General features: G+C 70.9%; 20 protein-coding genes and 1 riboswitch. Of the genes, 15 read left to right on the forward strand and 5 right to left on the reverse strand.

The features are described from left to right. The first annotated feature begins 2 nt into the window (after window positions 1-2). On the forward strand, window positions 3-1337 hold the full coding sequence (locus tag VF557_08115) for a hypothetical protein (protein HEX8080158.1): 1335 nt from the start codon (window positions 3-5) through the stop codon (window positions 1335-1337). 102 nt (window positions 1338-1439) lie between these two features. Here the strand turns inward: VF557_08115 and cobN are convergent, their stop codons facing one another. After that, a complete protein-coding gene (cobN, locus tag VF557_08120; GenBank protein HEX8080159.1) occupies window positions 1440-5072 on the reverse strand; it encodes a cobaltochelatase subunit CobN in 3633 nt (1210 codons plus the stop codon). A gap of 50 nt (window positions 5073-5122) precedes the next feature. Continuing rightward, window positions 5123-5192: riboswitch (cobalamin riboswitch) on the reverse strand. A 76-nt stretch (window positions 5193-5268) separates the two neighbouring features. After that, window positions 5269-6693: an ATP-grasp domain-containing protein gene (locus tag VF557_08125; protein HEX8080160.1), complete on the reverse strand. Its 1425-nt coding sequence runs from the start codon at window positions 6691-6693 to the stop codon at window positions 5269-5271. Between the two features lie 529 nt (window positions 6694-7222). Between VF557_08125 and VF557_08130 the strand changes: the two genes are divergently transcribed. From VF557_08130 to VF557_08145, 4 genes are all read left to right on the forward strand, one after another. Further along, complete coding sequence (locus VF557_08130; GenBank protein ID HEX8080161.1) at window positions 7223-8446, forward strand: DUF222 domain-containing protein; 1224 nt, start codon at window positions 7223-7225, stop codon at window positions 8444-8446. Between the two features lie 277 nt (window positions 8447-8723). Beyond that, window positions 8724-10163, forward strand: a complete 1440-nt coding sequence (gene cobG, locus VF557_08135) for a precorrin-3B synthase (GenBank protein HEX8080162.1) — start codon at window positions 8724-8726, stop codon at window positions 10161-10163. Then, a complete protein-coding gene (locus VF557_08140; protein ID HEX8080163.1) occupies window positions 10160-10795 on the forward strand; it encodes a precorrin-8X methylmutase in 636 nt (211 codons plus the stop codon). The genes cobG and VF557_08140 overlap by 4 nt, the downstream gene beginning before the upstream one ends. Further along, window positions 10792-12495 (forward strand): precorrin-2 C(20)-methyltransferase, encoded by a 1704-nt coding sequence (locus VF557_08145; protein ID HEX8080164.1) that lies wholly within the window; start codon window positions 10792-10794, stop codon window positions 12493-12495. The genes VF557_08140 and VF557_08145 overlap by 4 nt, the downstream gene beginning before the upstream one ends. Here the strand turns inward: VF557_08145 and VF557_08150 are convergent. Beyond that, entirely contained in the window at window positions 12483-13346 is an 864-nt protein-coding gene (locus VF557_08150) for a cobalt-precorrin-6A reductase (protein ID HEX8080165.1), read from the reverse strand. The two genes, VF557_08145 and VF557_08150, sit on opposite strands and share 13 nt — an antisense overlap. 58 nt (window positions 13347-13404) lie before the next feature. Between VF557_08150 and VF557_08155 the strand changes: the two genes are divergently transcribed. The 4 genes from VF557_08155 (at window position 13405) to VF557_08170 (ending at window position 16751) form a co-directional block, all read left to right on the forward strand. Next, a complete protein-coding gene (locus tag VF557_08155; GenBank protein HEX8080166.1) occupies window positions 13405-14475 on the forward strand; it encodes a cobalt-precorrin-5B (C(1))-methyltransferase in 1071 nt (356 codons plus the stop codon). A gap of 27 nt (window positions 14476-14502) precedes the next feature. Beyond that, complete coding sequence (locus VF557_08160; protein ID HEX8080167.1) at window positions 14503-14850, forward strand: rhodanese-like domain-containing protein; 348 nt, start codon at window positions 14503-14505, stop codon at window positions 14848-14850. A gap of 44 nt (window positions 14851-14894) precedes the next feature. Further along, window positions 14895-16082, forward strand: coding sequence for a winged helix DNA-binding domain-containing protein (locus VF557_08165; protein HEX8080168.1), 1188 nt, complete (start codon window positions 14895-14897; stop codon window positions 16080-16082). 132 nt (window positions 16083-16214) lie between these two features. After that, window positions 16215-16751 carry a DUF1697 domain-containing protein gene (locus VF557_08170; protein HEX8080169.1) on the forward strand — a complete coding sequence of 179 codons (537 nt, stop codon included), beginning with the start codon at window positions 16215-16217 and terminating at the stop codon, window positions 16749-16751. A 127-nt stretch (window positions 16752-16878) separates the two neighbouring features. Here VF557_08170 and VF557_08175 read toward each other — a convergent pair whose 3' ends face one another. Next, window positions 16879-17280, reverse strand: a complete 402-nt coding sequence (locus VF557_08175; GenBank protein ID HEX8080170.1) for a TIGR03618 family F420-dependent PPOX class oxidoreductase — start codon at window positions 17278-17280, stop codon at window positions 16879-16881. Next, window positions 17277-17750, reverse strand: a complete 474-nt coding sequence (gene soxR / locus VF557_08180; protein HEX8080171.1) for a redox-sensitive transcriptional activator SoxR — start codon at window positions 17748-17750, stop codon at window positions 17277-17279. The genes VF557_08175 and soxR overlap by 4 nt, the downstream gene beginning before the upstream one ends. A gap of 73 nt (window positions 17751-17823) precedes the next feature. Here soxR and VF557_08185 point away from each other — a divergent pair, with 73 nt between their 5' ends. The 6 genes from VF557_08185 to VF557_08210 all read left to right on the forward strand — a co-directional run bounded on the left by VF557_08185 (window position 17824) and on the right by VF557_08210 (window position 26961). Beyond that, a complete protein-coding gene (locus VF557_08185) occupies window positions 17824-18663 on the forward strand; it encodes an SDR family NAD(P)-dependent oxidoreductase (protein ID HEX8080172.1) in 840 nt (279 codons plus the stop codon). Next, the gene (locus VF557_08190; GenBank protein HEX8080173.1) at window positions 18660-19907 is read left to right on the forward strand and encodes an S-adenosylmethionine:tRNA ribosyltransferase-isomerase; all 1248 of its coding nucleotides are present in this window, start codon (window positions 18660-18662) and stop codon (window positions 19905-19907) included. Before VF557_08185 ends, VF557_08190 begins: the two co-directional genes overlap by 4 nt. Window positions 19908-20117: 210 nt before the next feature. Continuing rightward, window positions 20118-20855, forward strand: a complete 738-nt coding sequence (gene otsB, locus VF557_08195) for a trehalose-phosphatase (protein ID HEX8080174.1) — start codon at window positions 20118-20120, stop codon at window positions 20853-20855. A 62-nt stretch (window positions 20856-20917) separates the two neighbouring features. Then, on the forward strand, window positions 20918-21916 hold the full coding sequence (locus VF557_08200; protein ID HEX8080175.1) for an ABC transporter ATP-binding protein: 999 nt from the start codon (window positions 20918-20920) through the stop codon (window positions 21914-21916). Further along, window positions 21913-22674 (forward strand): hypothetical protein, encoded by a 762-nt coding sequence (locus VF557_08205; GenBank protein HEX8080176.1) that lies wholly within the window; start codon window positions 21913-21915, stop codon window positions 22672-22674. Before VF557_08200 ends, VF557_08205 begins: the two co-directional genes overlap by 4 nt. 192 nt (window positions 22675-22866) lie before the next feature. Continuing rightward, on the forward strand, window positions 22867-26961 hold the full coding sequence (locus tag VF557_08210; GenBank protein HEX8080177.1) for a multifunctional oxoglutarate decarboxylase/oxoglutarate dehydrogenase thiamine pyrophosphate-binding subunit/dihydrolipoyllysine-residue succinyltransferase subunit: 4095 nt from the start codon (window positions 22867-22869) through the stop codon (window positions 26959-26961). Window positions 26962-27000 lie beyond the last annotated feature (39 nt).

Here is a 27000-nt window from a genome sequence, read left to right on the forward strand (position 1 = left end):
CCATGCGGCTGGTGATCGTGGGCGGCGGCGGCTTTAGGGTGCCGCTGGTCCACCGGGCGCTGCGACGCCGCCCGGAGCTCGGAATCACCGAACTGGTGCTCTGTGACCTCGATGCCGCCCGGCTGGCCACCATCGGCCGGGTGCTCGAGCCCGATCCGGCGATCCGGCTCAGGCTGGAGACCTCGCCGGCGCGGGCTCTGCCGGACGCGGACTTCGTGTTCTCCGCGATCCGGGTCGGTGGGGCGGCCGGCCGGGTCGCCGACGAGCGCCGGGCGCTGTCGGCCGGCGTGCTGGGACAGGAAACGGTCGGAGCCGGCGGCCTGGCCTACGGGCTGCGGACCCTGCCGGTCGCGCTGGACCTGGCCCGGACGGTCGCCGACCTCGCGCCGCGGGCCTGGCTGATCAACTTCACCAACCCGGCCGGCATGATTACCGAGGCCAGCCGGGCGGTGCTGGGTGACCGGGTGATCGGAATCTGCGACTCGCCGGTGGGGCTGATCCGGCGGGTCTGCCGGGCGCTGGACGTGCCCGAGGCCGAGCTGCGGACCGGCCGGGTGGCGCCCGACTACGCCGGCATCAATCATCTCGGCTGGCTGCGGTCCCTACGCCGGGACGGCCGGGACCTGCTGCCGGACCTGCTCGGCTCCGACGCGCTGATCGAGTCCTTCGAGGAGGGCCGGCTGTTCGGAGCGCCGCTGCTGCGGGCGCTGGGCGCTGTGCCGAACGAGTACCTGCACTACTACTACAACACCGCCGACGTCCTCGCCGCGCTGGCCGCCGGCCCGACCCGGGGCGAGTTTCTGCAGCGGGAGCAACAGGATTTCTACGCGACCGCGGCGGCTGACCCGGCGGCGGCTGCGACGCTGTGGGAGGCGGCCAGGCGGCGCCGGGAGGAGAGCTACCTGGCTGAGGCGCGCTCGCCGGAGCAACCCCGCGACGAGCAGGATCTGGCCGGGGGTGGCTATGAGGAGGTCGCGCTGGAGTTGATGCGGGCCCTGTCGGGCGGGCCGGCGACCAGCCTGATCGTCAACGTGGCCAACGGTGACACCTTGCCCGGGCTGCCGGCCGACCTGGTGATCGAGGCGGTGTGCCGGGTCGATTCCACCGGCGCCCGGCCGGCGCCCGCGCCCGCGCTGGAGCTGCACCAGTTAGGGCTGATCGCCTCGGTGCGGGCCGCCGAACGCGCCGCCATCGAGGCGATCAGGACCGGGTCCTACGAGCTCGCGCTGCGAGCGTTCGCGCTCCATCCGCTGGTGGGCTCGGCGCGGATCGCGCAGGACCTGCTCACCGATCTGCTGCTGGCCGACCCCGCGCTGGCCCGGCTGCTGGCGCGGTGACGCGGCCTCACTTCCACCGCGCCGGGCGCTGACCGGGCAGCTGCCGGCTCATGCCTGGCCGCCTGCCAGGTCGGTTCAGGCCTGGCCGCCTTCCAGGTCGGTTCAGGCCTGGCCGCCTTCCAGGTCGCCCTCGGTGTCGAGGTAGGCCTGCTGCAGGGCGGCCAGGGTGTCGGGGTCGGGGTGTTCCCACATCTGGCGCTGGGCGGCTTCCAGCAGCCGTTCGGCGATGCCGTGCAGCGCCCAGGGGTTGGACTCGGCGAAGAACTTCTGCAACTGAGGGTCCAGCACGTAGGTCTGGGCGAGCTTCTCATACATCCAGTCGGCGACCACTCCGGCGGTGGCGTCATAGCCGAACAGGTAGTCCACGGTGGCCGCCAGCTCGAAGGCGCCCTTGTAGCCGTGCCGCTGCATCGCGTCCAGCCAGCGCGGGTTGACCACCCGGGCCCGGAAGATCCTTGCCGTCTCCTCGGACAACGTCCGGGTGCGGACCGCGTCCGGGTTGGTGCTGTCACCGATGTAGGCAGCCGGCGCGGAGCCGGTCAGGGCCCGCACGGTGGCCACCATGCCGCCGTGGTACTGGAAGTAGTCATCGGAGTCGGCGATGTCGTGCTCGCGGCTGTCGACGTTCTTGGCCGCGATGCTGATCCGGCGGTAGGCGTTCTCCATGTCCGGGCGCGCCTGGATGCCATCCACGCCGCGACCGTAGGCGAAGCCACCCCAGGCCGCGTAGACCTCGGCCAGGTCGGCGTCATCGCGCCAGTTCCTGCTTTCCAGCAAGGGCAATAGTCCGGCGCCGTAGGCCCCGGGCTTGGATCCGAACACCCGCAGCGTGGCCCGGCGCTGGTCCCCGTGGCTGGCCAGATCGGCCTGCGCGTGTGCCCGGATGAAGTTCATCTCGTGCGGCTCGTCCTGCTCGGCGACCAGTTGGACGGCGTCGTCCAGCAGCGCCACCACGTGCGGGAAGGCGTCGCGGAAGAAGCCGGAGATCCGGACGGTCACGTCGATCCGGGGCCGGTCGAGCTCGGCCAGGCTGATCAGTTCCAGGCCGGAGACCCGCCGCGACGCCTCGTCCCAGACCGGGCGCACCCCGAGCAGCGCCAGGATCTCGGCCACGTCGTCGCCTGCGGTGCGCATCGCCGAGGTCCCCCAGGCCGACAGCCCTACCGAGCGCGGCCAGTTCCCGGTGTCGGCGCGGTAGCGGGCCAGCAGCGACTCGGCCATCGCCTGGCCGGTCTCCCAGGCCAGCCGGCTCGGGATCGCCTTCGGGTCTACGGAGTAGAAGTTGCGTCCGGTGGGGAGCACATTGATCAGTCCACGCAACGGTGAACCGCTCGGACCGGCCGGCACGTAGCCGCCGTCCAGGGCGTGCAGCAGGTTGGTCAGCTCGTCAGTGGTGCGGGCCAGCCGGGGCGCCACCTCGGACGCGGCGAAGGCCAGCACCTCGCTGACCAGCGTCACCCGGTCGTCGCCGGCGCCGAGGATCTCCGCTGTCGCCTCACCGGCGGCCTCGACCCGCCAGTCCCGCTCCTCCATCGCGGTCACCAGCCGGTGTGCCAGGCTCTCGGCCTCGTCGACGTCGGTTCGCGCCTCATCGCCCTGTTCTGACAGCCCCAACGCCTCGCGCAGCCCCGGCAACGCCGCGGCCTGCCCGCCCCAGACCTGCTTGGCGCGCAGCATCGCCAGCACCAGGTTGACCCGGGCCTCGCCCTGCGGCGCCTGACCCAGGATGTGCAGGCCGTCGCGGATCTGGACGTCCTTGATCTCGCACAGCCAGCCGTCGACGTGCAGGATGAACTCGTCGAACTCGGCATCGTGCGGCCGGTCGGCCAGGCCCAGGTCGTGATCGAGCTTGGCGGCCTGGATCAGCGTCCAGATCTGGGCGCGGATGGCCGGCAGCTTGGCCGGATCCATCGCCGCGATGCTGGCGTGCTCGTCGAGCAACTGTTCCAGCCTGGTGATGTCGCCGTAGCTCTCGGCCCGTGCCATCGGCGGAATCAGGTGATCGATCAGGGTCGCGTGCGCCCGGCGCTTGGCCTGGGTGCCCTCCCCCGGATCGTTCACCAGGAAGGGATAGATCAGCGGCAGCTCGCCGAGCGCGGCGTCGGTCGCGCAGGAGGCCGACATGCCGGCGCCCTTGCCGGGCAGCCATTCCAGGTTGCCGTGCTTGCCGACGTGCACGATGGCGTGCGCGCCGAACTCCTCGGCCAGCCAGCGATAGGCCGCGAAGTAGTGGTGGCTGGGCGGCAGGTCGGGATCGTGATAGATCGCCACCGGGTTCTCACCGAAGCCCCGGGGCGGTTGCACCATCACCACCACGTTGCCGGCACGCAATCCGGCGAGCACGATTTCGCCTTGCTGGTCCTTGCTGAAGTCGACGAACAGGTTGCCGGGAGCGGGGCCCCAGTGCTGCTCGATGCCCTGGCGAAGGTCGGCCGGCAGGTTGTCGTACCAAACCTGGTAGGCCGCGGCCGTGATGCGCACCGGGTTGTGCGCCAACTGCTCGGCGGTCAGCCAGTCCTGGTCCTGGCCGCCGGCCGCGATCAGCGCGTGGATCAGCGCGTCACCGTCCAGCGCGCTCACGCCGGGCAAGGCGTCCGGGCCGTCGAGCGGGCCGATGTCATAGCCCTGCTCGCGCATCGCGGTCAGCAGCCGGACGACGCTGGCTGGGGTGTCCAGCCCGACCGCGTTGCCGATCCGGGAATGCTTGGTGGGATAAGCCGAAAGCATCACCGCGACCTTGCGCTCAGCCGGCGGGATGTGGCGCAGCCGGGCGTGCCGGACCGCGATCCCGGCGACCCGGTCGGCCCGCTCCGGATCGGCGACGTAAACCGTCAGCCCGTCGGCGTCGACCTCCTTGAACGAGAACGGCACCGTGATCAACCGGCCGTCGAACTCGGGGATCGCGACCTGGGTGGCGGCGTCCAGGGGCGACAGGCCGTCGCCGTTGGCCAGCCAGCTGTCCCGCGAGCTGGTCAGGCACAGCCCCTGCAGGATCGGGACGTCCAGCGCCGCCAACGCGCCGACGTCCCATGCCTCGTCATCGCCGCCGGCCGAGGCGGTGGCCGGTTTCGTCCCACCGGCGGCCAGCACCGTCACGACCAGGGCGTCGGCGCCGGCCAGCGTGCTCAGCAGCTCCGGCTCGGCCGCGCGCAGCGAGGCGCAGAACACCGGCAGCGCGCGGCCGCCCTTGCCCTCGATGGCCTGGCACAGGGCGTGCACGAACGCGGTGTTGCCTGCGACGTGGTGCGCGCGGTAGTAGAGGACGGCGACCGTGGGGGCGTCGCTGTTGGCCGGGGTTCGCTCCAGACCCTCCCGCTCCAACACCCCCCACATCGGGGTGCTGGCCGGCGGCTCGAAGCCGTGGCCGGTCAGCAGGACGGTGTCGGACAGGAACCGGTGCAGCTGACCCAGGTTGTGGGGGCCGCCCTCGGCCAGGTAAGAGTGCGCCTCGGCCGACACCCCGTAGGGCACGGTGGACAGCTTCATCAGGTCGGCGTCCGGTTGCTGCTCGCCGCCCAGCACCACCACCGGCCGGCCACTGGCCAGCAGCGCGTCGATGCCGGCCTCCCACATGCGGTAACCGCCCAGGATGCGCACCACGGTCAGCTCCACGCCGGCCAGCAGCGCGGGCAGGTCCTCGACCTCGGTACGGGCCGGATTGGCCAGCCGGTAGTCGGCGCCGCTGGCTCGGGCGCTGAGCAGGTCGGTGTCCGAGGTCGAGAGCAGCAGGATCACAGTGGTCCTCCCCGGGGTCCGCGCCCCTGGCGTGTAGGTAGCGGCCGGTGGAGTGTCTGGCTTCTCCGAGGGAACGGAGTCACAGTGGCGGGACCGCGCCGGGATCGCACCGGCTTCCTCCAGCATGGCCGCTAGGCGGGGCTAACTGTAGCTGGCCGGTCCGCGCCTGGTTGGCCGGTCCGCGCCGGCCCGCGGGTCACATCACTTCGGGCACGATGCTGGGAACCCGGACGATGATCTCCAGCCGCTCGATGGCCTGCTGCGCCAGCGCGAGCGCCTCGGCCGCGGTGTCGGCGTGGGCGCGGGCCTGGGCCAGCCGCGAGTGCGAGCTCTGCAGGCCGTTGAGCTGGGTTCCGGGCGGAAGCGGCCACTTGACGGTGACACCGTCAGGGTGCGGTCCGTCGACCCCGGCTATCTCCACCAGGATTCCGGATGGTGGGGCGACGGCGAACCAGATCGCCTCGCACCGGGGGGCCCGGTCGGGGTCGCGCAGCGTCTCACGGATGCCGGGTAGCACCTTCTCGCCGATCATTTGGCGCCACTGGTTCTTGACCAGGTCGACGCCGGTGGCGTCGGTGACCAGGTCCCAGATGGAGTCGCCGCCGAAGCGCAGGTGGGTCTCGATGAGTCGCGGCCCGGACTCGGTCAGGACGATCTCGGTGTGGGTCGGGCCGAACTCGACACCGAGCGCGCCGAGCGCTCGGCACACGTGCGCGCCGACCGCCTCCTGCTGCTCCGGGTCCAGCGGAGCGGGCATCACATGCCCGAGTTCCACCAGGCTGACCGGATCGGAGTACTTGCGGGTGATGGTCACGACCTGGTGCTCGCCCTGCTCGGAGAAGCACTCCACGCTGTACTGGACGCCGGACAGGAACTTCTCGACTATCACCTGGATCGGGCTGTCGATGGCCTGGCTGTCGGTGGCCTGGCTGTCGGTGGCCTGGCTATCGGTGGCCTGGCTATCGGTGGCCTGGCTGTCGGTGGCCTGGCTGTCGGTGGCTGCGGTGCGATTGTCGATAGTCGGGGGCGGGGTGGTCATCACCACGGGTGTCGTTGTTCCCTGCTCGCGGCTGATCCCCTGGGCCCGGGCGAAGGCGGCCTCGGCCTGGGCCGGTTCTGAGATCACCGACACGCCTGCGCTGGCCATGCCGCTGGCCGGCTTCACCACACACGGATAGCCGTGCACGGCGGCGAAGTCCACCAATTCCGCCACGTCGCGCACGGTGGCCGAGGCGGTGGACTCGACACCGGCCTCGGCCAGCCGTTGCCGCATGGCGTACTTGTCGTGGACCAGTCGGACCGTCTCAATCGAGTGGGCGGGCAGGCCCAGGGCTTGCCCGGCCGCTGCGGCGGCGACCTGTCCCTGGTCGCTGAAGCTGCCGATTCGGGTAACCGGTTGGAGTTCGTGGACCAGCCGGGCGAAGGCGACCCACTCATCCAGAGGGGCGTCGGCAGGCAGCACGACGATCCGAGCGAGCTTCTCGGGTTCATCGATCTTCACCATCTGCTCCGGATCGCAGATCACGCTGGAGCTGACGCTGTGGCCCTCGTTCCTCGCCCAGGTGCGCAGCCGGTCGGGAATGTAATAGCCGTTGCCGAAGATCAACACATGCTCGGACATCGTTCTGTTTCCTTCGGTCTGGGTTTCCGTGATGGAGGTGTTGGTCTTGGTGTGGTCTGGCCGGCGGGTGGGTCTGTGTCGTGACACCGCAGGTTAACCGGATCGACCGAGTCGGCGGGGTTAATCGCGCCCGACTGTTCGTTTGGAGCCGGTTATGCGGCGCTACCGCAAGGAGAACCTAATGACCCTCAAGCGCCGGTTATGCACAGGCCTTCCCGATCAGATGTAGGTTATCCACAAAGACGAAATCCCCGCCGATATCAGTGCGAGCTCTCCTAAAATCAGCACTGTGTTCACTACCGGTCACGACAAGTCCGCCACTCCGGCGGCTGACCGTGCCGATCCAGGCTGGAGCGAACAGCCGGTGTCCGCGGTATCGCCGGGTGTCGCGGTCTTGCCGTCCGTCGCCGTGTTGCCGTCCGTCGCGGTCTTGCCGCCGGCCGTCGCGGTCTTGCCGTCCGCTGCCGCGTTGCCTGCCGTTCAGTCGTCGCACGCCCCGTCCCTGCCTGTCGCAGAGCGACTGATCCAGTTGCTCGAGCTACCGCCGGCCGACCGTCCCACTGACGAGATCGCGCTGGTCGACCTTCGAGGGCTGCCTGCCGGCGCCCGGATCGACCTGCTCACCCTGCTCGAGCAGCAGAAGCACTGGCTCGAGTCGGTGCAACAGCGGGTGCTCGCCGAGATCGAGATCGCTGACGCCAGCGAACTCAACCTCTCGCAAGAGGCCGTCTCACTGGCCCTGGGAGTTCCGATCCGGACGGCGCAGACCAAGCTGAAGACAGCCAGCCTGCTCGTCCGAGAGTTGCCTGACACCTTGGCGCTGCTGCATGCCGGAAAGATCTCCTATCGGCATGCCGAGGTGATCTGCGAGCAGGCATGGTCGCTGCCTGTCCAACTGGTCGCCGAATTCGAGGCGCTGGCACTGGCTCGGGCAGCTGATCAGACCGTCGGCCAAGTGCGTCAGGCTGCTCGGCGAGCGGCGGTCCGGCTTGATCCGGCCAGCGCCGAGCAGCGTCATCAGCACGCCGTCACCGGTCGCAAGGTGGGCTTTCAACCCTGCGAGGACGGCATGGTGCTGCTGCCCGTCCTGCTGGACGCGCCGCAGGGACAGTTGATCTTCACCCGGCTCACCGCCGCCGCGACCCTGCTTCCCGCCGCCGATCATCGGACGATGGACCAGAAGCGTGCGGATCTGCTGGTCGACGCCGTGCTGTCCGGGCTGCCGCACGACGCGCTTCCCGAACTGCAGGGGCGTCGGCCGAGCATCCAGATTGTGGTGGCGGCCGACACCTTGCTTGGCCTGGACGACGAGCCGGCCGACCTGGCCGGGTATGGCCCGATCACTGCCGAGACCGCCCGCCGCTACGCCGCTGACCAATCGGGAACGTGGCGCCGGCTGCTCACCGATCCGGACACCGGCGCGTTGCTGGACATCGGCCGGGACAGCTACCGCCCGGCCCAGCGACTGCGTGACTTCGTGCTGGCCCGAGACAGCGTGTGCTGCTTTCCGACCTGCGGCCAGCCTGGTTACCGCTGCGAGTTCGAGCACATCGTCGCGTTCTCCGAGGGTGGGCAGACCTGCCGATGCGGCGGCGCGCTGGCATGCAAGCGGCATAACTTGTGCAAGATCGGAATGGGCTGGCAGTATCGTCGGCTGCCTGACGGCGGCTACCGGTGGACCGACGACACCGGCCACGAGTACACCGGCCATCCACCGCAACGCTGGACGCCCAGGCGCCAACTCGCCGGATAGGGGTAAGCCGGTTCCCTCGAACGGCAGCGTCTATCACCTTGCTTGGATCTGGGTCACTTCCTGCCCGCTGGTTATGGGTCACCTTGCCCGCTGGTCATAGGTCGCCCTGACTACTGGGTCATGAGGCATCCCTGCCGCTGGGTCATGGGCCACCTGCCGCTGGGCCATCAGTCACCTTGCCGCTGGGTCATGGGCCACCTGCCACTGGGCCATCAGTCACCTTCCCGCTGGGGTCATCAGGTGAGGCGTTAGTCCTGGTGGCCGTACGATCTCGGACGTGCCACCACTGCCCGCTGCCCACCGCACCAGCCCACAGGACTCCTGCCCGGGCGCGCTGCGGATCCATCAGGCAGCCGACGGTGGCCTGGCGCGGGTGCGGATCCCCGGCGGGATCCTCACCGGCCCACAATGGCAGGCCTTGATCGCTGCCGCTGACGAGCTCGGCAACGGCCAGTTGGAGCTCACCTCGCGCGGCAACCTGCAGCTGCGGGGGCTGGGGATCGGCGATGAGGTGTCACTGGCCACTCGCCTGCAGAACGCCGGGCTGCTGCCCTCGCTGGCTCACGAGCGGGTGCGCAACCTGCTCGCCTCGCCGCTGACCGGCCGGGACGGTGTCGGCCAGATGGACGTCCGCCCGCTGATCGCCGAGTTCGATCGCGAGCTGTGCGCCCGCCCGGCGTTGGATGAGCTGTCCGGACGGTTCCTGTTTGCCCTGGACGACGGCCGCGGTGACGTCCTGGCCGCCGAGCCTGACATCGCCGTCACCGCCACCTCGCCGCACACGATGCGGTTGCTGCTGGCGGGCCAGCCGGTCGGGGCGCAGTGCCCCGGCGATGCCGCGGTCGAGCTGATGCTCGCGGCCGCGGAGGCCTTTCTGGTCGAACGCCGAGCCCAGGGCGGCACCGCCTGGCGGCTGGCCGAACTCACCGAGGGCCCCGGCCAGGTCGCGGCTCGGCTGGGGATCGCCGACGCAGCCGGTCCGACGCCCAGCCCCGCCCATGAACCCAGCCCGGCCCATGAATCCAGCCCCGGACCTGAGCCCGGCGCCGCACCCGTGCCAGGGCGACCGATCCGGCAGCGCGACGGTGCCAGCGCCCTGGTCATCGGTATACCGCTGGGCGGCTTGACCACTGATCAGGCCAAGGTGTTTCTCCGGCCGCAGCTGATCCTGACCCCGTGGCGCAGCATCGTCCTGCCAGACCTGGACACCGATGACGTCACCGAACTTCTGGCCGCCTGCGCCGGGCTCGGGATGATCACCGACGAGTTCGACCCGCTGAGTGATGTCACGGCCTGCACCGGACGGCCGGGCTGCGCCTCGGCGCTTGCCGACGTCCGAGCCGACGCCATCACGACGCACCGGGCCCTCACAGCAGCCGGGGGGCGACCGGCCATCGGCGTGCACTGGTCCGGTTGCGCCCGCCGGTGCGGCCGGCCGGCGGACGCCGTGACCGACCTGATCGCTACCGGCTCGGGCTATCAGGTGAACTCTGGCGACCGCTCGGTCGGGGTCGGCAGCACTCCGGCTGAACTGGCCACGGCACTGGCTGCGCTACCTGGGGCGGCTGCGCTACCTGGGGCGGCGCTATCTGGGGCGGCCGCGCTACCTGGGGCGGCGCTATCTGGGGCGGCCGCGCTACCTGGGCCGGTTGCTACTTCCGCTTTGACCGCCCAGTCGACGCCGGCCAACGACCCCGCCCTGGCAGGCGCCTCGTGACCGGCTACCTCACCGACGGCGCCGAGATCTACCGGCAGAGCTTCGCGACCATCCGCGCCGAGACGGACCTGTCGCAGCTACCCACCGACCTGGCACGGGTCGCGGTGCGCATGATCCACGCCTGTGGGATGACCGATCTGGTGCACGACCTGGACTACTCGTCCGGCGTAGTCACCGCAGCCCGACACGCGCTGCTGGCCGGCGCTCCGGTCCTGTGCGACGCCCAGATGGTCGCCTCCGGAATCACCCGCCGCCGGTTGCCGGCCGGCAATGAGGTGCTGTGCACCCTCAGCGATCCTCGGGTGCCCCAGCTCGCCGCCGAGCTCGGCAACACCCGCAGCGCAGCGGCCCTCGAGCTGTGGCGGCCGAAGCTGGCGGGCTCGGTGGTCGCGATCGGCAACGCCCCGACCGCGCTGTTCCGGCTGCTGGAGATGATCGAGGCCGGGGCCGGGCGTCCGGCGGCTGTGATCGGCATTCCGGTCGGCTTCATCGGCGCCGCCGAGTCCAAGCAGGCACTGGCCGACTTCAGCGCCAGGACCGGCGCCACCGAGTACCTCATCGTCCGTGGCCGGCGCGGCGGCTCTGCCGTCACCGCCGCCGCGATCAACGCCATCGCCAGCGAGGAAGAGTGAGCGAGCTGCCTGCGACCCCCGGCCCCACCGATTCGTCGACCGACCCCGCCACCGACCGGTCAGCCGACCCCGCCACCGACCGGTCGACCGGCCCCGCCACCGACCGGTCGGCCGACCTCGTCACCGACCAATCGACCGCCCCCGTCACACGCCGGTCGGCCGACCTCGTCACCGACCAATCGACCGCCCCCGTCACAGGCCGGCTCACCGGCGTCGGTCTGGGACCCGGCGATCCGGAGCTGGTCACGGTCAAAGCCGCCCGGTTGATCGGCGCCGCCGACGTGATCGCCTTTCACAGCGCGCGGCACGGGCGCAGCATCGCCCGCTCGGTCGCTGAGCCCTACCTGCGGCCGGGCCAGATCGAGGAACCGCTGATCTATCCGGTCACCACCGAGACCACCGAGCACCCCGGCGGCTACGCCGGCGCGATGGATGACTTCTACACCGCCGCCACCGAGCGGCTGGCCGCCCACCTGGATGCCGGCCGCGACGTCGTCGTGATCGCCGAGGGCGACCCGATGTTCTTCGGCTCGTACATGCACCTGCACAAGCGGCTGGCGCACCGCTACCCGTGCGAGGTGGTGCCCGGAGTCACCTCGATCAGCGGAGCCTCCGCAGCGATGGGCCGGCCGCTGGTCGAGCACGAGGAGATCCTCACCGTGCTGCCGGGCACCCTGCCCGCCGAGGTGCTCGCCGAACGGCTGAACGGCACCGATCCGGCCGTGGTGATGAAGCTCGGACGCACCTTCGACAAGGTCCAGCAGGCCTTCGCCGCCGCCGGCCGGCTGGACGAGGCCTGGTACGTCGAGCGCGCCAGCACCAGCCAGCAGCGCATCCTGCCGCTGGCCGAGGTCGATCCGGCGAGCGTGCCCTACTTCTCGCTGGCGCTGCTGCCCAGCCGTGGCGGTGACGCCATCCCCGCCCCGCGCCCCGATGCTGCCCGCGCCCGGCAGCGCGGCGAGGTGGTGGTGGTCGGCCTGGGCCCGGCCGGCCGGGACTGGCTGACTCCCGAGGCGCAGGCCGAACTGGCCGCCGCCGACGAGCTGGTCGGCTACACCACCTACCTCAACCGGGTGCCGGTCAACCCGCGCCAGCGCCGGCACGCCTCGGACAACCAGGTGGAGTCCGAACGGGCCGCCTTCGCCCTGGACTTGGCCAAGCGCGGCGCCCGGGTGGTGGTGGTGTCCTCCGGTGACCCCGGCGTGTTCGCGATGGCCAGTGCCGTGCTGGAGATGGCCGACGACGAGCAGTGGCGTGACGTCGACGTCCGGATCTGCCCCGGCCTGACCGCGGCGCAGGCGGTCGCCAGCCGGGTCGGAGCGCCGCTCGGGCACGACTTCTGCGTGCTGTCGCTGTCGGACCGGCTCAAGCCCTGGGAGGTGATCGCCGAGCGGCTGGCGGCCGTCGCCCGCGCGGACCTGGTGCTGGCGATCTACAACCCGGCGTCGAAGTCGCGCACCTGGCAGGTCGAGAAGGCCCGCAACCTGCTGCTGGAGCACCGGTCCCCCGACACCCCGGTGGTGATCGGGCGTGACGTCGGCGGGCCGGCCGAGACGGTTCGGGTGCTGCGGTTGGCAGAGCTCGACCCCGAGCAGATCGACATGCGCTGCCTGCTGATCATCGGCTCGTCCCAGACCCGGCTGCGCTACCGGACGGATGGTCGACCCACCGTCTACACCCCCCGCCACTACCCCGGCTGAGCCGAGCCTGCCACCAGCGCGGTGACCCAGTCCCGGGCTGCCGGCACCGTCGGCACCGCGGCGATGTCGGGCAGCGGCGGCCGCTGGATCATCAACACCGGCAACCCGAGTTCACGCGCCGCGACCAACTTCGCCTCGGTCAGCGGTCCACCACTGTCCTTGGTCACCAGCACCTGGATCCGGTGCTCGCGCATCAGCGCGATCTCCTGCGTCACGCTGAACGGCCCGCGCGCCAGCAACAGCTGATGCCGGCTCGGCAGAGGCGGCCGCGGCGCCTCGATGCTGCGGATCAGGAACCAGTGCCGGTCCAGCGCGGCAAACGGCGCCAACCCGGTCCGGCCGGTGGTCAGAAACACCCGCTCGGCCGAATCGTCACGCGCCCGGCCGTCCAGCGCCAAGTCGTCCCGCGCCCGGCCGTCCAGCGCCGAACCGTCCCGCGCCGAACCGTCCCGCGCCGAACCGTCCCGCGCCAAGTCGTCCAGCGCTCGGGCCGCGGCCTCCGGCGACGGCTGCCGGCGCCAGTCATCGCCCGGACGCTCGGTCCAGCCCGGCCGGCGCAGCGCCAGGATCGGCACCCCGGCCGCAGCCGCCGCCTGGACCGCGGACCAGCTGATGGTCGCGGCGAACGGATGAGTGGCATCGACCACGGCCGCGATCCGCTCGGCGACCAGCCAGCCGGTCAGCCCGGCAGCCCCGCCGAAACCACCGATCCGCACCTCACCGGCCGGCAACGCCGGCTCGGCCACCCGGCCGGCCAGCGACGAGATCGGTCGTACCCCGGGCACACCGGCCAGGGCCGTGGCAAGCGCCCTGGCTTCGGCCGTTCCACCCAGGATCAGCACCCGCGCCACGCTGATCACCTCATTCCGGCTTCGTCGGCGAGCGCCGTCTCAGGCATGCTAAGGCGCGATGACCACACCCACCGGCTTGCGCTACGGCTGGACCACCGGCGCCTGCGCCACCGCGGCGACCACCGCCGCCTACACCGCGCTGCTCACCGGCAGCTTTCCAGACCCGGTGCGGATCACGCTGCCCAAGGGCCAGCAGCCGGCGTTCGCGCTCGCCCGCGAGCAGCTCGGCGACGGCTGGGCCAGCGCCTCGATCGTCAAGGACGCCGGTGATGACCCGGACGTCACGCACGGCGCGCTGATCACCGCCACCATCCGGCCCGGACCGTCCGGCTCGGGCGTCACCTTTCTGGCAGGTCCAGGCGTCGGGACGGTGACCAAGGCCGGCCTGCCGCTGGCCGTCGGCGAGCCGGCCATCAACCCGGTGCCCCGGCAGTTGATGACCGCCGCCGTCACCGAGCTGGCCGGCGGCGCGGTCCCCGACCTGGTCATCGAGATCTCGGTGGCAGGCGGCGAGGAGATCGCCAAGCACACCTGGAACCCGCGGCTGGGCATCCTGGGCGGCATCTCGATCCTGGGCACCACCGGCATCGTGGTGCCGTACTCGTGCGCCGCCTGGATAGACAGCATCCACCGCGGCATCGACGTGGCCCGGGCGGCCGGCCGGCAGCACCTGGCCGGCTGCACCGGCAGCACCTCCGAGCGGGTGGCGGCACAGCTGTACGGCCTGCCCGAGGACGCCCTGCTGGACATGGGCGACTTCGCCGGCGCGGTGCTCAAGTACGTCAGGCGGCACCCGGTTCCCCGGCTCACCATCGCCGGCGGTATCGGCAAGCTGGCAAAACTGGCCGACGGGCACCTGGACCTGCACTCCGGCCGCTCCCAGGTTAACTACCGCTTCCTCGCCGAACTGGCCCGCTCAGCCGGGGCCGACGCGTCGGTGGCCGAGCAGATGCTCGCGGCCAACACCGCCCTGGAGGTGCTGCAGATCTCCCAGCGCAACGGGTTGCCGATCGGTGACCTGGTGGCCGCCCGGGCACGGCAGACCGCCGAGCAGGTGATCGGCGAGGCCCCGGTCGCCCTCGACGTGGTGGTCATCGACCGGGCCGGCGCCATCGTCGGTAGAGCTTGAGCCCGGCGCACCGGCTAGCCTGCTCTGGTGCACCCTGACTCCACGCCTGAGATCTCAGCCACCGAGGCCGTCGCGCTGCTGGACGGTGATGAGGCCGTGCTGCTCGATGTCCGCGAGCAACACGAATGGGACGCCGGGCACGCCCCGCAGGCCCGCCACCTGGCCATGTCCGAGCTGGCCGGACGGGTCGCCGAGGTCCCGACCGACATCACGGTGATCTGCGTCTGCCACGTCGGCGGCCGGTCAGCGGCCGTGTCCGAGGCGTTGACCCGGGCCGGCTTCGACGCCGTCAACCTCAGCGGCGGGATGGCAGCCTGGGAGGCCGCCGGGTTGCCGGTGGTCGACGACGTGGGCGGTCCCGGCGTGGTGATCTGAGCCGGTCCCTGGTCGGCGGTGACGGCAGGCAGCCGGGAGCGGCCATGATCGCGGTGACCACGGCCCAGCGCCGGGCCCGGCTGGGCTGGCGGCACCGGTTGGTCGCCGAAGCGCTGTCCGACAGCCCGGTCGAGGTGGCTTCTGACCTCGTCGCCCTGCACGGCACCGACCCGTCCTCGGTCTACCTGGCGGCCTGGGCGCGGATGAAGGACGGCGACCTGGCCGCCGTCCACCAGGCACTGTATGAGGAGCGCAGCCTGATCAGGCTGCTGGCCATGCGCCGCACCGTCTTCGTCACCAGCCTCGAGGTGGCTCCGGTGCTGCAGGCCGCCTGCTCACGCGCGGTGGCTGCCCGCGAGCGCCGAAAGCTCGAGTCGATGCTGACAGCCACCGGGGTAGCCGAAGGCGCTGAGGACGTCCGGCGTTGGCTCGCTGAGGCCGAGCAGGTCACGTTGCGTGCGCTGGCCGACCGCGGAGAAGCCACCGCGGCCGAACTGGCCGCCGAGGACCCGCGGCTCGGCGCCGAGATCGCGATCGGCGCCGGCGGCAACCAGGGCCGGCAGAACGTGGCCAGCCGGATGCTGTTCCTGCTTGCCGCCGAAGGCAAAGTGGTGCGCGGCCGGCCGCGGGGGTCCTGGACCTCGCACCAGTACAACTGGTCGTCACTGGAGCGGTGGTCACCGGGCGGCCTGGCCGAGTGGGACACCCAGCAGGCCGAGGTGGAACTCGGCCGCCGCTGGTTGACCGCCTTCGGTCCGGGTACCGCGCACGACCTGGGCTGGTGGGCGGGCTGGACCAAGACCCAGGTCAGGCGGGTGCTCGCCGCGCTGGGCGCGGTGCCGGTCGAACTCGACGACGGCACCGGCTACCTGCTGCCCGAGGACCTGGAGCCCGCGCCCGAGTCCCAGCCGTGGGCGGCGCTGTTGCCGGCGCTGGACTCCACGCCGATGGGCTGGCATCAGCGTGAGTGGTTCCTCGGCGAGCACGGGCCCTACCTCTTCGACGGCTTCGGCAACATCGGCCCGTCGCTCTGGTGGAACGGCGCCATCGTCGGCGGCTGGGCGCACGACCGCAACGGCGAGATCGTGGTGCGGTTCCTGCAAGACGTCGGCTCTGAGGCGGTAGCCGCCGCGCAGGCGCAGGCCGACCTGATGACCGGCCGGCTCGGCGGTGTCCGGCTGACTGCCCGCACCCGGGGCAAGACCTGGTTGGAGCAGGAACTCACCGGCTGAGCGCCGCGTCCTAAAATGGCAGCGCATCGTCTGCCCTGAGACATGCGAAGGAGCGCCAGCCATGCCGATCGCCGACGTCCTCGCGGGCACCTGGGCCTGCGCAGGCCCGCCGGAATCCGGGAGCTGCCGGCAATGAGGACCTACGCCGCGTTGCTGCGCGGGGTCAACGTCGGCAAGAACAAGCTGGCGATGCCCGACCTGCGGGCGTTGCTGACCGACCTCGGCGGGCAGGACGTGCGTACCTACCTGCAAAGCGGCAACGCCGTCTTCGGCCACGCCACCAACGATGTCGCCGACCTCGCGCAGTCGATCGAGTACGGCCTGGCCAAGTTGGGGGTGTCCTCGAAGGTGCTGCTGCGGACCGGCAGGGAGCTGGCCGAGGTGCTGGCTGGTAACCCCTACCTGGATCGCGAGTCGGACCCGACGAAGCTGCACGTCACCTTCCTCGCCGAGGCACCCGCCGCGGACCAGGCTCAGCGGCTGCAGATTCCGGCTGGCGAGACCGCCGCTTTCTCCCTAGCGGGCAAGCAGATCTACTTGCACTGCCCGGACGGCTACGGCCGCACCAAGCTCACCAACAGCTTCCTCGAATCCCGGCTGGGCACTGCGGCCACCACCCGGAACTGGCGGACGGTCACCGCGCTCACCGAGCTGACCGCCACCAGCTGACACGCAATCTGCCTTTGGCTGTTTGGCTGTTCGGCTGTTCGGCCGTTCGGCCGTTCGGCCGTTCGGCTGTTCGGCTGTTTGGCGTTCAGCCTTTGCCGTTCAGCCTTTTGCCGCTTGGTGTTGTCGTTCAGAGGTTTCCCAGCACCCGGTTGATGGCTACTTCGAGAACAACCCGGCGGGGGTTGACCCGCGGCTGGCGATAGCGCTCGGCGTAACGTCGCTCCGCGTCGGCTACCGAGTCGGCGTCGGCCCTGACGATCGCCCGCCCTTCCAATGTCGACCAGCGCCGGCCATCGACCTGGCAGAGGGCCACCGCCGCGCCGGCCGGCCCGGCGGCCAGCACCTGGCGCGCCTTGTGCGAATCGCCTGAGGTGATCACCCGCGCCAGGCCGGCCTCGACGTCCAGCGTCACCCCGACCGGAACGGTGTGCGGGGTGCCGTCCGGGCGAACCGTGCTGAGGGTGGCGAGCCGGCGTTCGGTCCAGAACTCCAGGAACTCCGGACCGCGGCCGCTGAGTGCCGGCATCATTCATCGCCTCCATCGGGTGCTCGGCGCAGCAGCGACGGCAGGTATGCCGCGCCGGCGCCGCCTGCGGCCATGACATCGCCGGGGTTGGACATCGCACAGGATCGTAACGACAGGCAGCCACAGCCGATGCAGGACTGCAGCCCGTCGCGTAGCGCCTGCAGTGCCTCGATCTGCTCGTTCAGCCGTTGGCGCCAATCGCGCGAAATCCGTCCCCAGTCGGCCCTGGTCGGCGTTCGGAGGTCGGGCAGTTCGGCCAGCTCCGCCCGGATCTCCTCCAGGCTCAGACCGACGTTGCGAGCCGCTCTGATGAAGGCCAGCCTGCGCAGCACGCCGCGTTCGAAGCGGCGCTGGCCGCCGCTGGTCCGGCTGGCCCGGATCAAGCCTTCACGCTCGTAGTACCGAAGCGCCGAGGCCGCGAAGCCGCTTCGGCTGGCCACCTCGGACACCGTCAGCAACTGTGTCGAGTTCATCCTCCGATGGTACTTGACTTAAAGCGCACTTCAACTTTAAGGATGGTGCCATACCCCTAGTTCTGGAGGAGAAATGCCCACTGCCGTGATCACCGGAGCGTCTGCCGGTCTCGGACGAGCACTGGCCGCCGGCCTGGCCCGACGAGGCTGGAACCTTGTCATTGACGCCCGTGGTCCCGATCGGCTGTTCCAGCTGGCCGATGAGCTGAGCGGGTCCTGCCAGCTGCGCGCGGTCGCCGGCGACGTCAGCGACGATGAACACCGCCGCCGGCTGGCCGAGGCCGCCGCCGAATTCGGCTCGCTGGACCTGCTGGTGAACAACGCCAGCACCCTGGGCCCGACCCCGCTGCCACCGCTCGCCGATCTGGCGCCGGACCGCCTCACCGAAATCCTGCAGGTGAACGTGGTGGCGCCACTGGCCCTGATCCAGCTCAGCCTGCCGGCGCTCACGGCAGCCGGCGGCGCGGTGGTCAACCTCTCCTCCGACGCCGCAGTGGCGCACTACCCCGGATGGGGCGGATACGGCAGCGCCAAAGCAGCCCTGGACCATCTGAGCGCCACCTTGGCCGCGGAGAACCCGCAGCTTCGCTGGTACAGCTTCGACCCGGGCGACATGCGCACCGAGATGCACCAGGCCGCCTTCCCCGGCGAGGACATCAGCGACCGGCCGACGCCCGAGTCGGTGCTGCCCGCGTTGCTGCGGCTGATCGACACCCGCCCGCCCAGCGGTCGCTACACCAGCGCCGATCCGGAGCTAGCCGCCGGATCAGCTGACGCCACCCAACCAGCCGACGCCACCCGACCAGCCGACGCCACCCAACCAGCCGAAGCCGCCCGACCGACTGAACCCATCGCACTAGCCGAAGCCGCCGAGCCTGCGTTGGCCGACTTCGCCGAAGGAGCCTCACGATGACGATGCACGCCTACGCCCCGCGCACCCGGTTCGAGCTGCCCGAGAACCTGACCGCGACCGAACCGCCCGAGCACCGCGGCCTCAGCCGGGACGGCGTGCGGCTGCTGGTAGCCGAAGCCGGGCCGAGCGCCGGCAACCCCGACGCCGAAGCCGTGCGGAGCGCCGGCGGCCCGGACGCCGAAGCCGTGCGGAGCGTCGTCAACCCCGACGCCGGAGCCGTGCGAAGCGCCGGCAACCCCGACGCCGGCGGCCCGGACGCCGGCGACGCCGATGCCGGTGACATCGACGGCGTCCGGCTGACCCACAGCCGGTTCCGGGAACTGGGCCGCCACCTCGAACCCGGCGACCTGGTCGTCGTCAACACCTCCAAGACCATCGCCGGCGAGATCGACGCGGTCGGCGACGGCGGTTGGCCGGTGGTGTTGCACGTGGCCAGCCCGCTGGCCGACGGCAGCTGGGTGGTCGAGCTGCGCACCGCGCCGGACGCGGCACTGCCGCTGCTCACCGCCCACCCGGATGAGGTGTTCCGGTTGCCGGCCGGGGTTCGGCTGCGGTTGCTGGCGCCCTATCCCGAGCACGCCGCGTCGCCGACCGGCCAGGGCAACCGGTTGTGGCGCGCAAAGGTGACCGGAGGACTGCCCTTCGCCGACTACCTGCTGCGCCACGGACGCCCGATCAGCTACGGCTACCTGCGCGGGCACTGGCCCCTCTCGGACTACCAGACCGTCTTCGCCCAGCACCCCGGCAGCGCGGAGATGCCGAGCGCCGGCCGCCCGTTCACCCCCGAACTGGTCACTGACCTGATCAGCCGGGGAATCGCGTTCGCGCCGATCACGCTGCACACCGGGGTGTCCTCGCAGGACGCCGGCGAGCCGCCGCAGGCCGAACGTTTCGAGGTGCCGGCCGCCACCGCCCGGCTGGTGAACGCCACCCGACTCGGCGGTGGTCGGGTGGTCGCGGTGGGCACCACGGTCACCCGGGCGCTGGAGTCCGCGGCCGGTCCCGACGGCTGGCTGAGCCCAGCCAGCGGCTGGACCGAGCTGGTCATCGGCCCCGAGCATCCGGCGCGGGTGGTGACCGGGCTGATCACCGGCCTGCACAATCCGGACGCCTCCCACCTGCTGCTGGTGGAGTCAATCGCCGGCCCCCGGCTCACCCAGCGGGCCTACGACGAGGCCGTACGGGCGGGCTACCTCTGGCACGAGTTCGGCGACTCCTGCCTACTGCTCGGCGAACGGAGCTGAGCGCCCGCACTACCGTTGCCAGGCATGCACCCGTCGCCAGACACGCACCCGTTGCCAGGCATGCACCCGTCGCCAGACACGCACCCGTCGCCAGACACGCACCCGTCGCCAGACACGCACCCGTCGCCAGACACGCACCCGTCGCCAGACACGCACCCGTCGCCAGACACGCACCCCCAACCGGACCGGCTCGCCGCGATCGCCACCCGGTTGCCCGGCGCGCTGATCGCGCTGGACTTCGACGGCACCCTGGCGTCGATCGTCAGCGATCCCAGCACCTCACGGCCGGTGCCCGGTGTCATCGACACCCTGGCCAGGCTGGCGGACGCCGGAGCGCAGATCGCGATAGTCACCGGCCGCGACGCTGCCACGGTGCTCGAACTCGGCGGCCTGCACGCCATCGCGGACGTGGTCGTCAGCGGCCTGCACGGCGCGGAGACCTGGCAGCACGGCAAGCTGCGGACCCGTGCCGAGCCGGCCGGACTGGCGGCGCTGCGCACCAGCCTGCCCCCGCTGCTACGCCAGGCCGGCGACGGGGTGTGGCTGGAGGACAAGCGGCTGTCGTTGGTGGTGCACACCCGGCAGGCCGCTGACCCGGAGCGGGCGCTCATCGAGCTCGGCGACCGGCTGCCGCCGCTGGTCGCCGAGCAGGGCCTGGAACTGCATCCGGGCAAGCTGGTGCTCGAGATCAGGATTCCCCACCTGTCCAAGGCCACCGCGCTGCGGCAGCTGCTGACCCCGAGCACCACGGCAGCGCTGTTCGCCGGCGACGATTACGGGGACCTGCCGGCGCTGGCCGCGGTGTCGGCCTGGGCGGCGGACACCGGCCGGCCCGGCCTGACGATCGCGGTCGGCGAGCTGGCCGAGTTGCGCCGGGCCGCCGACTGCGCGGTGGAATCACCGGCCGAACTGGCCGGCTTGCTGGCGGGGCTGCTGGCAACCCGTTGAGACACGCGGCGGGGGGACTGCCACACCCGAGCGCCGCTTGATGATCTGATGTGGCTATGACGGTGTCCGAGCACTCAGCCAGCCCCGCCGCCCAACGAGGCGACGGCCGGATCGTCGTGGACAACCTGACCAAGGTCTTCGGCACCCAGCGGGCGGTGGACTCGCTCAGCTTCACGGTCGAGCCCGGCTCGGTGACCGGCTTTCTCGGCCCCAACGGGGCGGGCAAGACCACCACCCTGCGGATGCTGCTGGGGCTGGTGCGGCCGACGTCAGGCACCGCGACCATCAACGGGGTGACCTACGAGTCGCTGCCCCGGCCGTTGCAGACCGTCGGCGCCGCGCTGGAGGCAGCCAGCTTCCATCCGGCCCACACCGGCCTGCAGCACCTGCGGATCTACTGCGCGGCCGCCGGCCTGCCCGCGCGCCGGGCCGACGAGGTGCTGGACCTGGTGGGGCTGGGCCACGTCGGCAAGAAGAAGACCAAGGGTTACTCGATGGGCATGCGGCAGCGGCTGGGCCTGGCCGGCACGCTGCTCGGCGATCCGCGGGTGCTGATCCTGGACGAGCCGGCCAACGGCCTGGACCCCGAAGGCATCCGCTGGCTGCGCGGGTTCTTCCGGCACCTGGCCGGCGAGGGCCGCACCGTCCTGGTGTCGAGCCACCAGCTGGCCGAGGTGCAAGAAGTGGCGGACCGGGCGGTGATCCTCAACCGCGGCAAGCTGGTCAGGGCCGGCACCCTCAACGAGCTGTCGGCCGGAACAGCCACCACCGTGGTGCGCGGACCGGCGCTGGGCCCGTTGCAGCAGGCGCTGGCGCAGGCTGGTTTCGGCGGCACCACCGAGCCCGACGGCGCGCTGCGGGTCCGCACCGACCGGCTCGACCGGGTCGGCAACCTGGCCTTCGTCCACAACGTGGAGCTGCACGAACTCCGGCTGGAGGAGTTCGACCTCGAGCGGCTGTTCTTCAGCCTGACCGAGGGTGAGCACCGCGGCGCGGAGCTGGAACCGCCCGGCAATACCCCGCACCGATTCCAGGACCGATTCCAGGGAGGTCAGCGATGATCAACCTGGTCCGCTCCGAAGTCCTCAAGATCCGCAGCACCCAGGTCTGGTTCTGGATGGTGCTGCTGGCCGCCGCCTTCACCGCGCTGGGCACCATCGGAATGGTGGTGACGGCGATCAACGACCACGACAACGGCGCGCCGGTCGACTACTACTCCGTCTTCACCCAGTCCGAGGGCGCCGGAGTCGCGCTGCTGGTACTGGGGTTGCTGGGCCTGACCACCGAGTTTCGGCACAAGACGATCACCCCCACGTTGCTGGCGACTCCGAACCGGTGGCAGCTGCTGGCCGGCAAGGCCGCCTCCTACGCCGTCTTCGCAGTCATCTACGCCCTCATTTGCGTGGCGCTGAACTTCGCGATCGCGATCATCTGGCTGTCCAGCGTCGGAGTGCCGGTCGAGTTCGGGCAGGGCGTGCCCGGTGGCGTGGCGAAGGCGTTCGCGACGCTGGTGATGACCGGCATGTTCGGCCTCGGACTGGGCGCGGTGCTGCGCAATCAGGCCGCCGCGATGGTCTTCGGAATCGTGTACTTCTTCATCCTCGACCCGGTTCTCAACTTCACGCCCTGGGTGCGCAAGGTCTACGCCTACACCCCCGGGGGCGCCGTGCAGGCCTTTCTCTCCAACGGCAATGCGGAGGGCTTGCCCGGTGACGTGAACCTGCTGGCCCCGGCTGCCGGCGGCCTGCTGTTCCTGGCCTGGACGCTGGCGCTGCTGATCATCGGAGGCAGGATCAACCTGAGCCGCGATATCAGCTGAGCGGCCCGAAATGGGCAAGCTGTGAGGAATCGCACCGATCTCAGGTCATCGGATGGGCGGGCGGCGCTGCGCCTTCCGGAGGTCCACGCGTACCCTGGTTTATCAGGTCGTGCCCTGCCAGGGTGGTAGCTGCTACCCGGCGAGCGCTCCCCATCCGCAGGCTTTCGCAGACTCCGAGAAGGTGACGACGACGTGACCGCGCAGTCCTCGACTGGCAGTGAATCAACCCGCCCCGACTTCGGCGCGAACGAGTGGCTGGTCGAGGAGATGTACGAGCGTTACCTGACCGATCCGGCGGCGGTGGACGCGGCCTGGCACGACTTCTTCGCCGACTACCGGCCCACGGCCGGCCCGGCCGGGTCTGTCCGGCATTCGCCGCCGGGCAGCAGCTACGGCGACGACGAGACCGAGGCTCTCCTGGCCCCGCTGCCTGAGGCCGCCGAGACCGACGCGGCCACCAGCAACGGACACGACGGCAACCGCGCCACCGTCGGCAGCCATCGGGACACGGCCGCCTCGGACGAAGACGCAACCGCCTCGGACGGCAGTGGCCGCACCGCCGCGGGCGGAGACCGGGCTGCCTCGGACGAAGACGCGGCCGCCTCAGACGGCAGTGGCGCCGCCTCGGACGGCAGCGGCCGTACCGCCATGGGCAAGACCGAGACCTCGGCAGCGGTGAGCGTCCCGCAGAACCCGGCACCGACGCCGCCTTCCAGCGAGCAGGCGCCCGGCGACCAGGCCACCGGTCAGCCGGCAGCCAGTGAGCCCCCCGCCAAACCGGCCCCCGCCAAGCCGGCCGACGCCAAGCCGGCCGACGCCAAGCCCGCGACCGAGCCCGCCGCCGCCAAGCCCGCGACCGAGCCGGCCGCCGCCCAGCCCGCCGCCGCTCAGCCCGCCAAGGCCTCCTGGACCACCCCGTCGGTCGCGCCGAACGCCCCGGCCGAAGGTCACGTCACCGTGCTGCGCGGCGCGCCGGCCAAAGTCGTCACCAACATGCAGGCCTCGCTGGAGATCCCGACCGCGACCAGCGTCCGGGCCGTGCCGGCCAAGCTGCTCGCCGACAACCGGATCATCATCAACAACCACCTGCGCCGGGCCCGCGGCGGCAAGGTCAGCTTCACCCACCTGATCGGTTACGCCGTGGTGCGGGCGCTGCATGACTACCCGGAGATGAACAACTTCTTCGCGGTCAACGCCGAGGGCAAGCCGGTCGTGGTGCAGCCCGAGCACGTCAACCTGGGCCTGGCGATCGACCTGCCGGGCAAGGACGGCGGCCGCTCACTGGTGGTCGCCTCGATCAAGAACGCCGAGAAGATGGACTTCGCGGCCTTCTGGGGCGCCTACGAAGACATCATCCGCCGCGCCCGCACCGGCAAGCTGACCGCCGAGGACTTCGCCGGCACCACCGTCAGCCTGACCAACCCCGGAACGATCGGCACCAACCACTCGGTGCCGCGACTGATGCAGGGCCAGGGCGCGATCATCGGCGTCGGCGCGATGGAGTACCCCGCCGAGTTCAGCGGCATGAACCCCGACGCCCTGAACGACATGGGCATCTCGCGCACCATGACGCTCACCTCGACCTATGACCACCGGATCATCCAGGGCGCCCAGTCGGGTGAGTTCCTGCGCCGGGTGCACCAGCTGCTGCTCGGCGAGGACAGCTTCTACTACGACATCTTCGCCGCCCTGCGCATCCCGTACGAGCCGGCGATCTGGCTGACCGACCGCGAGTTCAGCCACGAGGGCCAGATCGACAAGGGCGCCCGGGTGATCGAGCTGATCAACGCCTACCGGACCTCGGGCCACCTGATGGCCGACACCGATCCGCTGGAGTTCAAGATCCGGACCCACCCGGACCTCGATATCACCAAGCACGGCCTGACCCTGTGGGACCTGGACCGGGAGTTCGCGGTCGGCGGCTTCGCCGGCAACAAGCTGATGAAGCTGCGCGACATCCTCGGGGTGCTGCGTGACGCCTACTGCCGCCGGGTCGGTGTGGAGTACATGCACATCATCGACCCCGAGGAGCGCGCCTGGATCCAGCAGAACATCGAGATCAAGAACGACGCCCCGACCCGGGAGGAGCAGAAGCACATCCTGTCCCGGCTCAACGTCGCCGAGGCGTTCGAGACCTTCCTGCAGACCAAGTACGTCGGCCAGAAGCGCTTCAGCCTCGAAGGTGGCGAGACCGTCATCGCGCTGCTGGACGCGGTGCTGGCCGAGGCGGCCAGCTACTCGCTGGACGAGGTCGTCATCGGCATGCCGCACCGCGGCCGGCTCAACGTGCTCGCCAACATCGTGGGCAAGCCCTACGCCAAGATCTTCAACGAGTTCGAGGGCAACATCGACCCGGGCACCGCGCAGGGCTCCGGTGACGTCAAATACCACCTCGGCGCGCACGGCACCTACGTCAGCCCCGACGGGACCAAGGTCGCGGTCGAGCTGACCGCCAACCCCTCGCACCTGGAGGCCGTCAACCCGGTGCTCGAGGGAATCGTCCGCGCCAAGCAGGACATCCTCGACAAGGGCGAGGACGGCTTCACGGTGCTGCCGCTGCTGATGCACGGCGACGCCGCCTTCGCCGGCCAGGGCGTGGTGGCCGAGACCTTGAACCTGTCACAGCTTCGCGGCTACCGCACCGGCGGCACCGTGCACGTGGTGGTGAACAACCAGGTCGGCTTCACCACCTCGCCGGCGCAGTCCCGCTCCAGCCTGTACTGCACCGACATCGCCCGGATGATCTCGGCGCCGATCTTCCACGTCAACGGCGATGACCCCGAAGCCTGCGTGCGGGTGGCCAAGCTGGCAGTGGCCTACCGGGTGAAGTTCAAGAAGGACGTCATCATCGACATGGTGTGCTACCGGCGCCGCGGGCACAACGAGGCCGACAACCCCTCGTTCACCCAGCCGCTGATGTACGACATCATCGACAGCAAGCGCAGCGTCCGAAAGCTCTACACCGAGGCCCTGATCGGCCGCGGCGACATCACCATCACCGACGCCGAAGAGGCGCTCAAGGACTTCCAGTCCCAGCTGGAGAAAGTGTTCCTGGAGACCAGGGACGCCACCGGCAAGCCACGGCCCGAGCCCGTGATGGAGGAGTCGCCCACCCAGCCGCACACCTCGACGGCCATCTCGGCCGAGCTGATCAAGACCATCGGCGACCTCTACGCCAACCACCCGGCCGGATTCAGCATCCACCCCCGGCTCAAGCCGCAGATCGACCGCCGGGTGGCCCAGACCACCGGCGGCGACGTGGACTGGGCCACCGCCGAGCTGCTGGCCCTGGGCTCGCTGACCGTCGACGGCCACCCGGTGCGGCTGGCCGGCCAGGATTCCCGCCGCGGCACCTTCACCCAGCGGCATGCGGTGCTGATCGACCGGGCCAACGGCGAGGAGTACACCCCGCTGCGGCACATCCCGGGCGCCAAGGCCCCGTTCCGGGCCTATGACTCGCTGCTGTCGGAGTACGCCGCGATGGGCTTCGAGTACGGCTACTCGGTGGCCAACCCCGACGCCATGGTGGTCTGGGAAGCCCAGTTCGGCGACTTCGCCAACGGCGCGCAGACCATCATCGACGAGTTCATCGCCTCGGGCGAGGCCAAGTGGGGCCAGCGCTCCTCGGTGACGCTGCTGCTGCCGCACGGCTACGAGGGTCAGGGTCCGGACCACTCCACCGGCCGTCCGGAACGGTTCCTGCAGCTGGCGGCGGAGAACAACATGACGGTGGCGATGTGCTCCTCGCCGGCCAACTACTTCCACCTGCTGCGCCGGCAGGCGCTGTCCGACATCCGCCGGCCGCTGATCGCGTTCACCCCCAAGTCGCTGCTGCGGCTCAAGGCCGCGGTCAGCCAGCTGGAGGAGTTCACCGACGGCGGCTTCCGGTCGGTGATCGGAGACTCCTCGGCGGCGCCGGACCAGGTCAGCCGGGTGGTGCTGTGCAGCGGCAAGGTCTACTACGACCTGCTGGCGGCACGCACCGAGGCCGGCCGGTCCGACCTGGCGATCGTGCGCCTGGAGCAGCTCTACCCGCTGCCCGGTGACGAGATCGCCGCCGAGCTGGCCAAGTACCCGCAGGCCCAGCTGATCTGGGCGCAGGAGGAGCCGGCCAACCAGGGCGCCTACCCGTTCATCGCGCTGAACCTTCCCGAGCGTCTAGCTGCCCACGGCGACACCCGGCAGCTCTACCGCGCCTCGCGCAAGGCTTCGGCGTCCCCGGCGGTCGGCTCGGCCAGCGTGCACGACAAGCAGCAGCGCGAGGTCGTGGCGACGGCGTTGGGCTGACGGCCAGCACTGCCGCCGCTGACGGCCAGCGCCGCCGCT

The organism is Jatrophihabitans sp. (assembly GCA_036389035.1).
Classification (GTDB): domain Bacteria; phylum Actinomycetota; class Actinomycetes; order Mycobacteriales; family Jatrophihabitantaceae; genus Jatrophihabitans_A.

Excerpts from the sequence above, each read along its gene's own strand:
- VF557_08170 (HEX8080169.1), top strand. The coding sequence starts at position 16,215 with ATGAGGACCTACGCCGCGTTGCTGCGCGGGGTCAACGTCGGCAAGAAC.
- soxR (HEX8080171.1), bottom strand. The coding sequence starts at position 17,750 with ATGAACTCGACACAGTTGCTGACGGTGTCCGAGGTGGCCAGCCGAAGC.
- VF557_08125 (HEX8080160.1), bottom strand. The coding sequence starts at position 6,693 with ATGTCCGAGCATGTGTTGATCTTCGGCAACGGCTATTACATTCCCGAC.
- VF557_08165 (HEX8080168.1), top strand. The coding sequence starts at position 14,895 with ATGATCGCGGTGACCACGGCCCAGCGCCGGGCCCGGCTGGGCTGGCGG.
- VF557_08190 (HEX8080173.1), top strand. The coding sequence starts at position 18,660 with ATGACGATGCACGCCTACGCCCCGCGCACCCGGTTCGAGCTGCCCGAG.
- VF557_08175 (HEX8080170.1), bottom strand. The coding sequence starts at position 17,280 with ATGATGCCGGCACTCAGCGGCCGCGGTCCGGAGTTCCTGGAGTTCTGG.
- VF557_08205 (HEX8080176.1), top strand. The coding sequence starts at position 21,913 with ATGATCAACCTGGTCCGCTCCGAAGTCCTCAAGATCCGCAGCACCCAG.
- VF557_08185 (HEX8080172.1), top strand. The coding sequence starts at position 17,824 with ATGCCCACTGCCGTGATCACCGGAGCGTCTGCCGGTCTCGGACGAGCA.
- VF557_08115 (HEX8080158.1), top strand. The coding sequence starts at position 3 with ATGCGGCTGGTGATCGTGGGCGGCGGCGGCTTTAGGGTGCCGCTGGTC.
- VF557_08155 (HEX8080166.1), top strand. The coding sequence starts at position 13,405 with ATGACCACACCCACCGGCTTGCGCTACGGCTGGACCACCGGCGCCTGC.